We start from the raw sequence: 16245 nt of genomic DNA on the forward strand, positions 1-16245 counted from the left end.
TTTTTTATTGACTATTCTATTTTCTTTTTAAATTTGATTTATATGTTTTTCTAACCTTAGCGATTTCAATTTCAAAATCATTACGTAAGTTTTCAAACTTTTCTAATCTTTTAAATTCATCAGCACTAACTTCTTCTTTTTCATAAATAAATTTGCGATTTTTTTTAAATAGTATATATAAATATGATACTAAACAAATAATTCCTATAAAAGAAAAAATTAATAATACAACTCACAGTGATAATGAAAAGTCTAAAACTTTAAAAGAAAAATCTAATAAGTTAATCATATAATCACCTTTTTTTAGCCCTTAATTGCAATGTTAGTTTACAATTGTTATTATATTACCATAAAATTTAAATAATTTTATAAATAAATATATAAGTTAAACCTAAACTTTAAAAAGGAGTAATTATGAAAGAAAAATGAGAAAAATTAACACCTAATGAATTAACAGAAATTGAATATGATGTAGCACTAAACAATTCAACTGAACCACCTTTTCAAAATAAATATTGAGATGAACATAGAGAAGGAATATATGTCGATATATTAAGTGGTGAACCATTATTTGCATCAACAAACAAATATAATTCAGGTTGTGGATGACCCAGTTTCACAAAACCAATAGAAAAAGTTGTTGTTAAAGAAAAGTTAGATTTATCACATAATATGCATAGAACTGAGGTTAGAACAAAAAATAGTAATATACACTTAGGGCATGTATTCACAGATGGTCCTATTGAAGAAGGTGGTTTGAGATATTGTATAAATTCAGCATCTTTAAGATTTATACCTTTAGAAGAAATGGAAGATAAAGGTTATCAAGATTATATAAAATATGTGAAATAAATTAATAATTAACTATATTAAAAAAACATATTCTTAATTTAAAAATATGTTTTTTTAATCTTTATAAAATAAATTTTTATATGCATTATACTTAAATCTTATTTTTTTCTTGATTCCTTAACTTTATTAATAAGCTCCTGAACAGAGCTAAATCCTAGTTTATTTAATTCTTCTTCTAATTTTGTTGCAATTTTGTAGCAAACTAATGGATCTCACATATTTGCACTTGCAATACCAACAGCAGTTGCACCTGCCATCAACATTTCAATAGCATCTTCAACATTTGCGATTCCTCCAACCCCAATTATAGGAATGTCAACTTCGCTTGAAACTTGATAAACTAATTTAATTGCTAAAGGTTTTAGAAATGATCCACTTACTCCTCCAAACTTATTTGATAAAACAGGTTTCATAGTTTTAATATCTATTTTCATACCACTAAGTCCATTTATCATTGTTAATGCATCTGCTCCAGCTTCTTTACAAACTCTTGCTGTTTGAACGATATCAGGTTCTGTTGGTGATAATTTTACATAAATTGGTTTATGCGATGCTTTTTTAACATTTGTGATTAACTCATTTAAATAATCATAATTTGAAGTCATAATTATACTATCTTTTTTTACATTAGGACAAGATACATTTAGTTCAATTGCATTAATTACTTTTGCGTCATTAAGCATTTCAACCATCTCAACATATTCTTCAATAGAATTACCTGCAATACTTGTTATGACAGGTACATTCATCATTTCAAGCAACTCAATTTTAGTTTCAACAAACTTTTTTATGCCAATATTTTTTAGACCAACTGCATTAATGTATCCACCTTCAATGGATGCAAATCTAGGTGTTTTATTTCCTTCCTTTGGAAGATAAGTAACTGTTTTAGTTGTAATTGCACCTAATTCTGATAAATCATAAACACTATTAAAATACTCACCATGAATCAGTGGTCCTGATGCAATTATTATTGGATTTTTTAATTCTATCCCTGGTAAGTTAACTGATAATTTATTCATTTTCTCTCCTTATTCTAAAAGTGTACTCAAATAAAAAGCCTATCTAAATGATAGGCAAAATAATGTCTCTAATAAAGAAAAAATGACATTACTTATTTGCCTCACTGGACAAATTTAAAGTATACTTTTCATTAATATTATATACATAAAAGTTGAAATATAAACCTTAATATAAAAAAACTATTTTATTTATATAAAATAGTTTTAATTTCAGCTTGCAACTAATGCATCAATGATATCGCTTTTTCATTCATCAATATCAATATCATTTAAAAAGAAGTCTATAAATTGATCTCTGAAATTAATTATTAAATTTGCAGAGAAATCACTTTCTTCTATCTCTAACTCTTTAAGTTTATTAACAATTACTTCTGGGTATTCTGGATTAAAAGATATTGATTGCACACAATCTTCAGCAAAAAATTCTGCATCCCCTTCTTCTTGAAGTGAACCAACTAAATTTGAGTATATTTCTTCACCTTCTAATGTTATTTTTTTAACTTCACTAGAAATTTCTTCTAAAGTTTTTCCTTCATTAATCATTGGATCATAAAGTTTATCTATTTCTTCTCCGAATATTAGAATAGCAAAATATGAACTCATACCTGCAACTAATTCTTCAAACATTTTGTCCGCAGTTTCATCTGGTAATTCATCAATGTAGTTACTTATTGCTTGTGCTTGTGATTCTGTCATTTTTTTATCTCCTTAACTTATATAATTATCTATTAAATTATTTATTTTTATCAATTTATTTATAAAATTATTTTAGTTCTTTATAATGTAAAGGTTTTTTAGCAAGATTTCTTTTATGATGTGAAATTTTATGTAAATAATCAACTCTATTTTTAACTTCATTTGCAACGTTTTTATTTGATAAGTAATCATCAATTAAATCATAACTAAATCCAATTTCGCTTTCATCGGTTTGATTTTCTCACAAACTTGCAGTTGGTGCTCTATTAATAATACTTTCAGGAACTCCTAATATTTTAGCTGCATTTCTAACATCTCTTTTTAACATATGAATTAAAGGTACTAAATCTACTCCACCATCTCCAAACTTAGTAAAGTAACCAATATGTCATTCACATAAATTATCTGTTCCTAATACAAGATAGTTGTTTGATTGTGCAATTGCATAAAGTGTTGTCATTCTTAATCTTGCTTTAGAGTTTGCAAGTGCTAGTTTTGATAGTTCAACACCAGAATTAATAAGTTCATTTTTAAATGTTAGAAAAGATTTATAAAGATCAACTTCAACAAGATTATTAAATTTTAACTCTTTTATCAAGTCATTTTTACAACTTTCATCCAAATCACTAGACTCACATGGCATCCAAACTACTGTTGTATTATTTGGGAATGCTCTTTGAGCAATTGCAGCAACAACAGCAGAATCAATACCTCCACTTATTCCAACAACAACTCCTTTTTGATTTGCATTAATTACTTCTTCTTTTATTCAATTAACAAGATAATCTAAATAATTGTTTAGTTCTTTATCATTCATTAGCTAATCCATCCATTCTAATTCAATATCAAAAATCTTAACAAGGTCGCCTTTTTTGGCACCTTTTTCTCTTAGCATATCATAAACTCCTAATTTTTTTAATTTTTCATTAAACAAGAGAATATTATCATACGTTGATATCGGTGTTTTTAAATAGATTTTATGAACATCTTCTCCAAGAATATTTCATTTGTTTTCTGATATTTTTTCAATTTTTAAATCGTTTAGTTGACCTTCAAATTTATATAACTTAAAGTCGTTTGTTTTTTTAATTCCAACAAATTTATCCTTACCTAGAAGGTTGTTTTTTTCAAGTGTATCACCAATTAATATTAATAAATTATCTATATTTTCTTTTTTCAAACCTGAGGTCTCAATTATTAATTTATCTTTATATTTTTCTTTAAAATAAATTAGATTAATTTGTGCTTCTTCTAAGTCCATTTTATTTGCTATTATTATTTCCAATCTATTTTCAAGTTCTAAATTATAAGTTTTTAATTCGTTTCTAATTAGCTCATAATTATTAATAACATCTTCCATGCCATAATTACCTGACATATCAATTATATGACATATAATTTTACATCTTTCTATGTGCCTTAGAAAGTCAAAACCTAAACCTTTACCTTGACTTGCTCCTTCTATTAAACCAGGTAAATCTGCAACTACAAAGGTTCTGTTTTTTTTATCAATACACAAACCTAATTGGGGATTCAAAGTAGTAAAGGGATAATCTGCAATTGTTGGTCGAGAATTAGATATTGCTCTTAACATTGTAGATTTACCTGCATTAGGTAATCCAACAAATCCAACATCTGCTAGAACTTTTAATTCTGCTTTAATATTAAAAACTTGGCCTAGATCTCCTGCCTCAAAATTTGTTGGTGCTCTGTTACGTGAGTTTGCAAACCTTGCATTTCCTCTTCCACCTTTACCACCTTTAGCAATAACTTCTTTTTGATTATGTTGTAAAAAATCTGCTAATAATTCATTATTTTCTGAATTATAAAGAACTGTACCTACAGGAACTTTAATTATTATGTCCTTGCCGTTTTTACCATGCATATTTTTTATATCACCTTTGTGACCATCTTCTGCATAGTAAAATTTTTGTAACTTTAAATCAAGTAATGAAGTCTTACCTTCATCTGAAATAAAAATGACGTCTCCACCGTCTCCACCGTCTCCACCGTTAGGCCCACCATTTGGAACGTATAGTTCTTTTCTAAAAGATACGGCTCCGTCACCGCCTTTACCAGCTTTAATATTAAAAAACGCTAAATCTACAAATTTCATATACTACCACTATTTCTACCTTTATTCTGTTTTAGAAACAGATATCTCGTTTTTTAACAATTGAAAATAACATTCTGAACATAAAAAAGTTGGTATACCTTCAGATGCATTTTTATCATCATAGTTTTGTCAATCATCAATTAAATCTTTTAATAACTCTTCAATTTCAACATCACTAACATTAGGATTATTGTCATGTATTTCTTTAACCTTATTGCCAATTGGTTGAGGTATATCTTTATATGCATATTCAATTGTTTCAATACCACATAAAGAACATCCAATATTAAATGCTTGAATCATAATATTATCATAGTCATTAAATATGATGAAATCATCTTCAAAAAATTTATCCTTTTTAATCATAATTAAATCATATCATCTAATTCTCTTAAAATTAGCATTACATTGGTATGATCAAATGAAATTGAATTTATAATTATTGGATCAGGTGATATTCCCATAGCATTAAAAGTCTTTAAAATAATTGCAATTGTTAAATCATTTAAACTTAAGTGCATCGATGAAAAACTTGGAAATTTAAAATAATAGTATGAATTTAAAATATTTAAAGAAATATTAAATAAAGAAGGATCATAATGATATAGTAAGTTTTCTATGTTTTTTTCAATATTTTTTAAAAATAATTGAGATTCTTTGACGTTAAACTTAATTGGATTTATTGCAAATTTATAATTATTTTTTACTATAACAAATTCTTTATCAATTTTTTGTTCAATCAATATCATTAATAAAAATGTTTTATTTTCATCTGAGTTTATTGGATTTATCAAATATTCTGAAATATCATCTATTATTTTTCTTGCATTTAGCTCACGTAAAAAATCAAAAGCAACAAGATGTGAATGTTGGTCATTTTCATTTTTCATTACATAAACAACTTTTTCTAAGCTTCATGAAAATAATTTTCTTTGACTTAATTCCATATGTTCATTAATGTAATCATTTCAAGTTTGTAAGTACTTTTCAAACTTTTCGGGGATGTATGGAGCTAACAATTCTTCATTAATAATTTTAAGAGCAGCTTCAAAATTATTATTATCGATTAATGTGCTCAATTTTTTAGAAACATCTTCATAATAATTTGCCATAATTCTCCTATAATAAACTTAATATTATTTATAATTTTATCATTTAAGAAATTATTTTAAAAAATAATGTTAATAAATTAAAAAAACTCCTTTAAAGAGTTTGTTTATTAATCATTTGTTTCAGGTTTATTTTCAACTTTTGGTTCAACTGGTTTAACTACTTTTTTACTAGTTTTTGATTGTGACACAGCAGCATTTTTTTTATCTTTAGAAACAATAATTTCCTTAATTCTAGCAGCTTTACCTGATAATTTACGAATATAGTATATTCTTGCTCTACGAACACGACCTCTTTTTAAAACATCAATAGAATCAATTATTGGTGAGTGAACTGGGAATGTTCTTTCAACAAAAACACCATTAGAGTTTTTTCTTACACAAACTGAGAAAGTTATTCCACTACCTTGTGTTTTAATAACTACTCCCTCGAATGCTTGAATACGGAATTTTTCTCCCTCTTTTATTTTAACATTAACTCTAATTGTGTCCCCTGAAGTAAACCTAGGTAAGTTACTATTTAATTGTTCATCAACTATTGATTTTGTAGTTTTTGTTAACATATTCATATTAGTTTTCTCCTTTCGAATCTTTTAGTTCTTTTAAATATTTTATATCATCTATAGATAAAGTATCATAATTAATTAGGTCCGGTCTTTTATTATAAGTATTTTTTAACCTTTGTTTATTTCTGTAGTCTTTAACTTTTGCATGATGACCACTTATTAATACATCTGGTACTTTTTTACCTCTAAAATCTAAAGGTTTAGTGTAAACAGGGTGATCTAACAAATTGTTTTCAAAACTATCATTTATATGAGAATCTTCTTTTATTACACCATTTATTAGTCTTGTAATTGAATCGACTAATATTAAAGCAGGAAGTTCCCCACCAGTTAATATGTAATCTCCAATTGATATTTCAAAGTCTACATAATCCAATACTCTTTCATCAAAACCTTCATAATGACCACAAATTATTATTATATGTTTGAAGTTTTTGCTATACTCTTTGGCAATGCATTGGTTAAGGGTAATTCCTTGAGGTGAAGTTAGAAGAACTAAACTATCTTTAGTTTTACAACTTTCAATTGCTTTAACTACAGGCTCAACCATAATAACCATACCTGCACCACCACCATATTGATAATCATCGATTTGTTGGTTGTTTAGAGTAGAAAAATCTCTTAAGTTTAAAATTTCAACATCTATTAATTTTTTTTCAACTGCTCTTTTTACAATTGATTCATTTATATTTGTCTGAATTAGATTAGGAAATAATGTTATAATAGTAAATTTCATTATACATCTAACCTTTCAATATTTTTAACATAAATGACTTTATCTTTATCATTTATATCAATAATGTACTCGTCAACTAATGGTATTCATATATTGTTTTTATTAAAGTTAATTTTAACAATTCAATAAAATCCATTGTTAATACAATCCACTATTTCATAAGCAACATTTAAGTAACTAACATTGTAATTTAAATAATTTAATTTTTCAATAAAAACTAATGATTCTTTTTTTATAAAAACTTCTTTATTTATCATTTTAGATGCAATATCAATATTATTAATATTTTCAAAACTTATAATAAAGTTATTATTTTTTATTCTATAATCCATTACTTTAAATGGTTCAAAGAATTCTCCATTTTTTAAAAAAAATACTTCATCAACTATATCAAGAGATAATTCTAAATCCTTAACTATATTGAACTTTAACCAACCCTTTATACCAAATGTTGAAGTTATGTTGCCAATTTTTTTAAGTTTATTTTCCATAATTTTCACATACTTCAATGTCGATTTGAATTTTCTTATTTAGAAGAGATATACTAGAGTTTAATATCGGCACTAAATAGTTTATAATACCTCTTTTATCTTTGTTTTTAAAAAGAGTTGCAAAGTTATCATAAGTAACAATTAAAAAATTTATACTATTATCATCTTCATATTGAAATTTAAATACATACTTTAAATCCTTTGGCAATAATTCATTAAAAATTTTACTTAGCTTTATTGTCAATTGATCAATACTCAACATTATTTATCTTCTTTAGTTGTAGTTGTTTTTTTAGCTACTGTTTTTTTAGGTTTTACTTCTTTTTCAGCAGAACTTTCAGTAGATTTAGTTGTTTTTTTAGCTACTGTTTTTTTTGGAGCAGCAGCTTTTGCTTTTTTAGGTTTTGATTCTTTGCTTGATTTAGTACTCAATTTAAACTCATGAAGTTGTTTTAAAATACCATTTTTAGAAAGAATGTTTCTAACTGTATCTGTTGGTTGTGCACCATCTTTTAATCATTTTAAAGCTAATTCATTTTGTAAATTTACTTCACCATTTATAGGGTTGTATGTACCAACTAGCTCGATGTATTCACCATCACGTTTTACTCGTGAATCTGAAGCCACAATTCTATAAAAAGCAGCTCTTTTTTTACCAGCTCTTTTTAATCTTAATTTAACCATAAATTCCTCCTTTAAATTAAACCTTTATTATAATATATGTTTAAATAAAAAGAGTCAAGTACTTTTACTTGACTCTTTATATTATTTTTTTATAAAAAAACGCAATATGCGTTTATTATTTTATTTCTATAATGGCGCCCACGAGAAGATTCGAACTTCTGACCCTACGCTTAGAAGGCGCATGCTCTATCCTACTGAGCTACGTGGGCATACAAGTAAATAATAGCAAAAAATATTTATATTTTCTATATTATTTATTTTTTTTTAAATTTAATTCAATTTATAGTAAAAAGGAATCTATGTATAACATTAATATACATTATATTTATATAATAGATTTTAAACTTAATGAACTTAAAAAAAGATGAATAATTTTATTTTTTTTTAAATCTTTTATATTTAGATTCAATAATATAAAATTCACATAAAAATTCTAAGAAACTTATTAATCGATTGAATAAACTAAAAACTATTAAAATATAATACATTTAATAAAAAAACCAACTATTTATAAATATTTGGTTTTTTAAAGTTCAATTTTTTTTTGCTTATTATTTTTACTTTAGTTATATTTTTTTGTTTTTATTTAAGTCTTACTGTACATTGTTTTTTTTAAAAACGTTATAAGCAATAATCCAAAAATTTTCAAAAATAATTTCTGGTGTATTTTTAAGTATTGTTTTAATTTCAATATTTAACTCAACAAATTGCTTTGATAAAGCTTGGTTTAAAACTCACGAACAAGCTCTAATATATTTTAAAAATAACTTGTATAATTTTTCATAACTTAATGAAGAACTAATTTTATTTATATATCTTTTTTTAGCCAAATCTAAATAATTTATATATTTATCAAAATATAATAAATCTAAATCATATGATCTAACTTCAAAATTTTTAGGATTTATAAATTGATTATTTATAAATTCTTTTACTTCAGTATAATTTGAAAAATTGATTAATTTTAATGATTTAGAGCTTATATAAATAAAATATAATATAGATAAAATTGAAAGTATATAAATAATAGAATTAGTTAGCATATATTGTAAATAACCATCATCAGTTTGTGAAAGTATAAAACAAAACCCAATGAAAATTAATGTACTAAAAATAATAAAGCATATATAAGAAGTATATATTTTTCATTTTTCATTTTTTAAGTAAATTGGAAAAGTTGTTGTCAGTGATTCTTGATTAAAAATTTTTTTAACAGAAGTAATATTTCTTCAAAAAATGTATCTAAAAATTATATATCCAAAATAACCTAAAGATATAATAGGAATAATACCTAAAGAAATATAATATCACATTTTAGAATTTTTCCATTTCTAATCACACAACTATTGATCCAAATATTGCATATAAAACAGTTAAAGTTAGAATATATGAATAAAGAGATATTATAAATTTCCTTGTATTTAGCAATATATTTCCAGATTGTAATGACGTTTCATAAATTGATGCCATTATATAAGTTTTTGATGAACAAACTTTTTCTGATTTACTCATTTCATTATCATATTTTACTGAATCGATGCTGAAATTTCCTAGTTCATTTATTAAATTTCTCATAATAAATACCTTTCACAAATTCTTTATTATATTAACACTTAAATGTTTAAGTCAAAAACAGATAAGTTTTTTCGGTTTTAAAAAAAGTTAAAGCAGAATTTAAGTATTAATATGATTGAAATAACGAATTTGTATTAAATAACTATTCGTATTTAACAACTCAATTTTTTAGTTTAGAAGGAAGTTCTAAAAACTGAACAAAATATTCTTTGATGTGTCCTTCTAATTCATTTTCATAATACTCTAATAAACTAACAAATTTTTCATATAAATTATCGATAGTTTCTTTATTCTGAACTGTATGGTCTAAAGGGTGCGGTCCAAAAATAATAATTACTATTTTAAATAACTCATATAAATCATAATTTACAATTTTTGGTGTCTTTGGTTCAATACCTAACATTATATTAATTACCCTACCTATTCTTAGTAAAGTAGTATTATCAGTAAAGTCATTAAGACTTTTAAACTCTCTTTTAGTTATATCAACAATTTCTTCTTCTGTTAACATAAAATCATTTTCAGTAATATTTTCCACATTAACTTTTTGTTTAAATTTATTTTCTTTAACTTCCTCAAACAAGTTCAATACATTTACAAAAAGCTTTTTTTTGATAGCAATTTTGTTGTCAATTACTTGCGGTAAATACTCATGAGATAATAGTAAAGATCTTAGTTTAGAAAAAGTATATTTTGTAATTTCTATACAATCCTTTAGCATTTCTTCATTATAATCAATAAATCTATCACCTTTTGATTTTATATAAGGTTCAAGTAAGTCAGGATTTATATGTTGAAAATTAAATGGGGATAAGATTTTTTTTGTAGACTTTCTTAATTCAAGTTTTAATTTATTATTTTTATCAATGAATTTATCAGAACTTAAAAATAAAGGTAAATAATCTTCTAATAAACTATAAAGTTCTTCACCATCATCTAACATTGTTACTGCTGTAATTTCGTCTTTCATTAATATTGTTGTTAATTTTGTTAACTGTAATAATGCTTTATATCTTTCACGCGTTGTAAATAAATCTCACTTAGAAGATGAAAAGTTAGATAAAAATATTGCTCACTCTTCTTCGTTTTGAATTAATTCATATGTTTCAGTTAAGTATTCTAATTCTTTTGGTTTTCATTCTCTACCTGTTCTGTATTTTCTTAATAATAACTCTTTTTGATAACACTTATATACTCTTTGATAAAGTCCTTTTGTATCATAGCTTTTTATTAAATTTAATGTAAGTATAAAAGGATAAGGAAGGCTAGTTTTAAGAGAGTTATCATCAGATTTATGATTTATATCGTACTCAAAAATAGACAATGATTCTCTTATATAAGATTTATATGTAGATTTTCATTGTTCATAAGTTTTAAAACAATATTCATTTATATAAGGTATTAATAAATTTGAAATCAATAATTTTGCTTGGTCAACTTCTTCTTCATTTTTAAAAAATAGTTTTTTAGGTTTATCATTTACATATCTATATTTAATTTTGTATAATTCATCATAGTTTTCAATTATATAATTAGTAACTATATTGTGATGAGAAGATTCTAATTCATTACTTATAATATTTTTAAATAAAAAATATTGTACAATCCCAACAAAAGTTATTGGATATAAATATCTAAGTAACTCTTTTTGTGTAGTTATATAGTATTTTAGTTCAGCATTTTCATCAGCAACTTTATGTAGCCCATATCAAAAAATACTTTGCTTATAAAATTCTTTCATATTACCTCTTAAATAAGATCATATTTATCTATAAATTCTTTCAAATCTTTTATTGCTCTATTATAGTATAGTTCTTTTTTTTGTTCTTTTTTCAGTTTTTGTTCGATTTTTAAATCTTCTACAATACCCCAATTAGCCTTCATTGGTTGAAAATTATCACTGTCTGTACTTATAATATAATTTTGTAAAGAACCCATAACAGTAGTCTTAGGAAAGCTAATTAAATCAAGATTATTAATATATCTATAAACATTTATAGCTGCAATTAAACCCGATGAAGCAGACTCAACATAACCTTCAACTCCAGTAATTTGTCCAGCAAAAAATAAGTTATTATTCGATTTTAACTGGTTATAACTATTAAGAAGAATTGGTGAATTTATAAAATTATTTTTGTGCATTACACCATATCTAATGAATTCTGCATTTTCTAAACCAGGAATCATTCTGAATACTCTTTTTTGTTCTGCAAATTTAAGATTTGTTTGAAAACCAACTATATTGTATAAGGAATCTTTTGCATTATCTTGTCTTAACTGAACAACTGCAAAATTATTGGTTCCGTCATCATTTCTTAAACCAGCTGGTTTTAAAGGTCCGTAAGTCAACGTTTTATAACCTCTTTTAGCCATTGCTTCAACTGGCATACAACCTTCAAAAAACTTAAGATTTGTTTCATCTGAAAGATGTAAATCAATAGTTTCAGCCTTTATGAGTTCATCATAAAAATTTTTATACTCAATTTCATTCATAGGACAATTTATATAATCTTTGCTTTCTCCTTTATCATATCGATTTTTTTTAAAACAAATATCCATATTTATAGATTCAAATTTAACAATTGGAGCAACTGCATCAAAAAAATAAAAATAATCCTTACCAACTAGTTTAGATATTTTATTTTGAAGTCCAATACTTGTTAATGGACCTGACGCAATTATAGTAACTTCATTGTCATTAAAGTCTAAAAACTCTTTTTCATAATAATTAATTAATGGGTTTTTAATTAATGTTTCAGTTACACATTTAGAGAATTGTTCTCTATCAACTGTTAAACTTTGCCCTCCAGGTATAGATGTTTTAATAGCACTTTGGATTATCAAAGAATCAAAAAACATCATTTCTTCTTTTAATGTTCCTATAGCATTTTTATTATCATTTGATCTCAATGAATTTGAACAAACTAATTCAGCAAATGTATTAAGTTTTTGAACTGGATTTTTTTTGATTCCCTTCATTTCAAATAATTTAACACTTATGCCCTTTTTGGCTAACTGTCAGGCAGCTTCACAACCTGCCAATCCTGCCCCAATTATATTTACTTGCTTTTTCATTAATTTATTATAACAAAAATAAAAAAATAAAAGCACTATGCTTTTATTAATCCATTAGACCAGCTTCATAAAGATTTTTGAAATGACCTGGTATTTTTTTAAGTTCATCAAATGTACCAACTTGGACAATTCCTTGATCACGTCCAAGAACAATTATTTTATCTGCATTTTTTATTGTACTTAATCTGTGAGCAATTGTAACAGTTGTTCTTCCATCCATCAATGCTTCTAATTTTGTTTGAATTTCCTTTTCAATAATATTATCCAAAGCACTTGTAGCTTCATCCAATACAAGTAATTTTGGATCTTTTAAAAACATTCTTGCTATTACTAATCTTTGTTTTTGACCACCGCTTAATATAAACCCTCTTTCTCCTAAAATAGTGTCATATCCATCTGGTCAAGATTTTACAATATTATCTAATTCTGCTTTTTTAGCAGCATCAATAATTTCATCATCTGTTGCATCAAATTTACCATATCTTATATTATCAGCAACTGTACCAAATAAAATTTGTGGTTCTTGTTCAACATAACCAACGTGTTTTAAATAACTAGCCAATTGAACATCTTTTAAATTTATTCCATTATTAATTAATATTTCACCTTTATATGGGTCATAGAATCTTAATAATAATTTTGCAATTGTTGACTTACCTGCTCCGGTTTCACCAACAAAAGCATAACTTTTACCTTTTTCAAAGACAAAATTAAATACTGGTAGCACAACTTTATTAGGTTTTTCTGGGTATCTAAATTCAATATCTTTAAAAATTATATCTCCATCAATAGAAGTTATGATTTTACCTTCACCTTCATTGTAATGAGGGTTTAATCTTGGTTGAGCTTTTATTATTGCATCAATTCTCGCAGAAGAAGTAGAGGCTTGAACCATACCTGCGTTAACTCTCGCAAGTTGCATTAATGGTCCAACCATGGTACCAACACCACTTATGAAAGAAGACAATACTATTGATAATTGAGCACCATTACCGTTATAAAGTAAAGCTGCAGCAATTACAATTACCATTTGTATTGAACTTATACCTGCAACCATAACAGTAATAATTATTGATTGAAGTTTTATAAGGCTTTTTGATTTTTTAAAATAATCCTTATGTAAAAACTTAAATCTTTCAGTTTCATAAACTTCTGTCCCAGATGCTTTAATTAAATTTATTGTGCCTATTCTATCTGTTACATCTCCATTTATATTTGTAATAGAGTCTCTTGTTTTAAACATAAGTTTTTTTACTATACCAAAAGTAGAAAACATAACAGTCATAATAGTTGCCATAGTGACAATAACAACTAGTGTTAGATTTAAATCAATTGTAACCATCATAATTAATGAACCAAAGAATGTGAATATTGCAGATAATAAAGTAACTGGAATAATTTGTCCTTGTTCACCAACTATTTGAGTGTCTGAAACAATTTTTGTTAAAATTTCACCAATTTTTTTATCTGAATAATAACTCATATCTTGCTTGACTAAATTTTCTAAGGCTTTATTTCTTAAAGATATTTCAATATTTTTACCCAATAAACCTGTTAAATAATTAGATAAAAAAGTAAATATTGCTAATAATATAAAAAATACTATCTGTAAGTATATTCAGTCTTTCCAACCAAAATTAAGACCAAAAAAATTTGAATAACAAGTATATACACCATCTGATAGTGTTGCATGTATAGGAACACCATTAGCTGATAACTTTTCTAACATTTGATTTACTGCATCAGAAGTTGGATTATCACCTAATGAATCAATAGAACTTTGAGCCATTAAAATTGACATTATATTTTGAATTATTTTGGGCCCCACAATTGTAGTTATTGATGATAATAACGTTAACAAAACTATAAAAAATGCAAAAATAGGTCTCTTTTTTAAATATTTAAAAATAATACCAAAAAAAGTTTTTGCTTTTTTACGTTGTTTTTTTATTGTCTTTGGTTTTCCTATAGAAATTTCTTTATCCTTCATATAATCACCAAATTAATTATATTACATAAAATCAAAATAAAAAAAGAGAGATAATAATTTATCTCTCCATTAAAATTTTATATATCATTTGTGTGTCGGGAATAAAATGATTAATTTAATTTTATTAGGTATTAACCTTACAAGCGTCATATTTCTATGACAAAAATATTATATAACAAATTTAATTAAAATCTACACTTATTTAAAATATTTTAATATTTTAGTACCTAAATCTAGAAAATTATTATTTATAGCAGAGGATAATTCAATCTCTGGAATAGATAATACCTCCTTACCTTCATTAATATAATAATTAAATAAATTTATGTACTCTTTTGTATTAACACAATTTAGAAATAAAGCAAATTTAGATAAATTTACTTGTAAATTGTTAAAAAATGAGTCATTTTCAACAATTACACTATTTTCATTATAAATTGTGCTTATAAATAAAGTATTTTTGAACTTATCATTATAATCAAGACTATTATCTATAAAAAAATTACTAATACTTCCTTTTATAGAATAAATAAACCTATTATTAGATTCTAAATTGTTAAAAAACATGTTTTTAATATTTACACTTTCACTAGAAACAATTATTGTATAGTCATTATTTATCGCATAATCTAATATGTAATTAATACTTTGATCATACTTTTCATTAGTTTCATTATCAGCATAAATTGATAATGTTTTATTGTAATTTGATAATAATTCAAGATTTCCTACAAAATATAAAACAAATGGTGGTTTATAGCTATTTTTTAATTCTGATGGGTATAATGGATTTAATAATGTAATGAAATTGCATCTTATTTGCTTTTTAACATCTTGTAAAATTGAAAACTCGATTTTTTCTTTGCTCTCTAATGCTTGAAAAATTTTGTCTCAATCACCATTATACTTTAATGAAAAATATAATAAAACATTATCCATTAATTAAACTGAAATACTTTATGAGCTATAAAATCATTACCATAGTTTTTATTATCAGGATTTGTAAAAGATACGAGTTTCCCTTCAACTCCAATTGTTAATTTATCATAATAATCAAATTCATCACCCAATACATTATTTCAAATTTTAACACATATAAAATCTTCTTTAACTTTTGAAGTGCTCAAGGCATTATTTCTTGGAACCCTTATTATTAATTTATAAAGCTTTTTGTCTCCATCTTTGGAATTATACACTAATTCTGGGTTTCCTTCCAATTGCCCTAAAATTGTAACATTATTCATTATTTTAACCTCCCATTTAATATATCGATAAGAATATTAAAATAATTCAAAAATATTAAAAAAACTTGGAATACCAAGTTTTTCAGTAC

18 protein-coding genes, 1 tRNA gene and 2 pseudogenes are annotated in these 16245 nt (G+C 24.7%); 1 reads left to right on the forward strand and 20 read right to left on the reverse strand.

Annotated elements, in window-relative coordinates:
• Positions 1-16 precede the first annotated feature (16 nt).
• The gene (locus STURON_RS04165) at positions 17-289 is read right to left on the reverse strand and encodes a TIGR04561 family membrane protein (RefSeq protein ID WP_075048624.1); all 273 of its coding nucleotides are present in this window, start codon (positions 287-289) and stop codon (positions 17-19) included.
• 155 nt (positions 290-444) lie between these two features.
• Between STURON_RS04165 and msrB the strand changes: the two are divergent.
• A pseudogene (msrB, locus tag STURON_RS04170) lies at positions 445-852 on the forward strand (peptide-methionine (R)-S-oxide reductase MsrB); the annotation flags it as partial.
• 98 nt (positions 853-950) lie between these two features.
• Here the strand turns inward: msrB and STURON_RS04175 are convergent.
• From STURON_RS04175 to STURON_RS04270, 19 genes and pseudogenes are all read right to left on the reverse strand, one after another.
• Positions 951-1874: a dihydroorotate dehydrogenase gene (locus STURON_RS04175; RefSeq protein WP_075048626.1), complete on the reverse strand. Its 924-nt coding sequence runs from the start codon at positions 1872-1874 to the stop codon at positions 951-953.
• A gap of 204 nt (positions 1875-2078) precedes the next feature.
• Positions 2079-2570, reverse strand: coding sequence for a hypothetical protein (locus tag STURON_RS04180; RefSeq protein ID WP_075048627.1), 492 nt, complete (start codon positions 2568-2570; stop codon positions 2079-2081).
• Positions 2571-2637: 67 nt separating this feature from the next.
• A complete protein-coding gene (gene nadE, locus STURON_RS04185; RefSeq protein WP_075048628.1) occupies positions 2638-3387 on the reverse strand; it encodes an NAD(+) synthase in 750 nt (249 codons plus the stop codon).
• 3 nt (positions 3388-3390) lie between these two features.
• Positions 3391-4686 carry a GTPase ObgE gene (gene obgE, locus STURON_RS04190; protein WP_075048629.1) on the reverse strand — a complete coding sequence of 432 codons (1296 nt, stop codon included), beginning with the start codon at positions 4684-4686 and terminating at the stop codon, positions 3391-3393.
• 21 nt (positions 4687-4707) lie between these two features.
• Positions 4708-5052 carry a hypothetical protein gene (locus STURON_RS04195; RefSeq protein WP_075048630.1) on the reverse strand — a complete coding sequence of 115 codons (345 nt, stop codon included), beginning with the start codon at positions 5050-5052 and terminating at the stop codon, positions 4708-4710.
• A gap of 2 nt (positions 5053-5054) precedes the next feature.
• Positions 5055-5798: a DUF3196 family protein gene (locus STURON_RS04200; protein ID WP_075048631.1), complete on the reverse strand. Its 744-nt coding sequence runs from the start codon at positions 5796-5798 to the stop codon at positions 5055-5057.
• Positions 5799-5995: 197 nt separating this feature from the next.
• Positions 5996-6364: pseudogene (gene rplS / locus STURON_RS04205) on the reverse strand (50S ribosomal protein L19); the annotation flags it as partial.
• A 1-nt stretch (position 6365) separates the two neighbouring features.
• On the reverse strand, positions 6366-7097 hold the full coding sequence (gene trmD / locus STURON_RS04210; protein WP_075048632.1) for a tRNA (guanosine(37)-N1)-methyltransferase TrmD: 732 nt from the start codon (positions 7095-7097) through the stop codon (positions 6366-6368).
• Positions 7097-7588, reverse strand: coding sequence for a ribosome maturation factor RimM (locus tag STURON_RS04215; protein WP_075048633.1), 492 nt, complete (start codon positions 7586-7588; stop codon positions 7097-7099). The genes trmD and STURON_RS04215 overlap by 1 nt, the downstream gene beginning before the upstream one ends.
• The gene (locus tag STURON_RS04220; protein WP_075048634.1) at positions 7578-7850 is read right to left on the reverse strand and encodes a hypothetical protein; all 273 of its coding nucleotides are present in this window, start codon (positions 7848-7850) and stop codon (positions 7578-7580) included. Before STURON_RS04220 ends, STURON_RS04215 begins: the two co-directional genes overlap by 11 nt.
• On the reverse strand, positions 7850-8272 hold the full coding sequence (gene rpsP / locus STURON_RS06005; protein WP_075048635.1) for a 30S ribosomal protein S16: 423 nt from the start codon (positions 8270-8272) through the stop codon (positions 7850-7852). The genes STURON_RS04220 and rpsP overlap by 1 nt, the downstream gene beginning before the upstream one ends.
• Positions 8273-8404: 132 nt before the next feature.
• Positions 8405-8481: transfer RNA gene (locus tag STURON_RS04230), tRNA-Arg, on the reverse strand.
• A gap of 384 nt (positions 8482-8865) precedes the next feature.
• On the reverse strand, positions 8866-9585 hold the full coding sequence (locus STURON_RS04240; protein WP_075048637.1) for a hypothetical protein: 720 nt from the start codon (positions 9583-9585) through the stop codon (positions 8866-8868).
• A 1-nt stretch (position 9586) separates the two neighbouring features.
• The gene (locus STURON_RS04245; RefSeq protein WP_075048638.1) at positions 9587-9847 is read right to left on the reverse strand and encodes a hypothetical protein; all 261 of its coding nucleotides are present in this window, start codon (positions 9845-9847) and stop codon (positions 9587-9589) included.
• Between the two features lie 142 nt (positions 9848-9989).
• Positions 9990-11588: a hypothetical protein gene (locus STURON_RS04250; protein WP_075048639.1), complete on the reverse strand. Its 1599-nt coding sequence runs from the start codon at positions 11586-11588 to the stop codon at positions 9990-9992.
• Between the two features lie 8 nt (positions 11589-11596).
• Positions 11597-12925 (reverse strand): methylenetetrahydrofolate--tRNA-(uracil(54)-C(5))-methyltransferase (FADH(2)-oxidizing) TrmFO, encoded by a 1329-nt coding sequence (gene trmFO, locus STURON_RS04255; protein WP_174519108.1) that lies wholly within the window; start codon positions 12923-12925, stop codon positions 11597-11599.
• A gap of 43 nt (positions 12926-12968) precedes the next feature.
• Entirely contained in the window at positions 12969-14912 is a 1944-nt protein-coding gene (locus tag STURON_RS04260; protein WP_075048640.1) for an ABC transporter ATP-binding protein, read from the reverse strand.
• 198 nt (positions 14913-15110) lie between these two features.
• Positions 15111-15851, reverse strand: coding sequence for a DNA-processing protein DprA (locus STURON_RS04265; RefSeq protein ID WP_075048641.1), 741 nt, complete (start codon positions 15849-15851; stop codon positions 15111-15113).
• Positions 15851-16156, reverse strand: a complete 306-nt coding sequence (locus tag STURON_RS04270) for a hypothetical protein (RefSeq protein WP_075048642.1) — start codon at positions 16154-16156, stop codon at positions 15851-15853. The genes STURON_RS04265 and STURON_RS04270 overlap by 1 nt, the downstream gene beginning before the upstream one ends.
• Between the last annotated feature and the right edge of the window lie 89 nt (positions 16157-16245).

The organism is Spiroplasma turonicum (assembly GCF_001262715.1).
In the GTDB taxonomy this organism is placed as follows: Bacteria; Bacillota_I; Bacilli_A; order Mycoplasmatales; family Mycoplasmataceae; genus Spiroplasma_A; species Spiroplasma_A turonicum.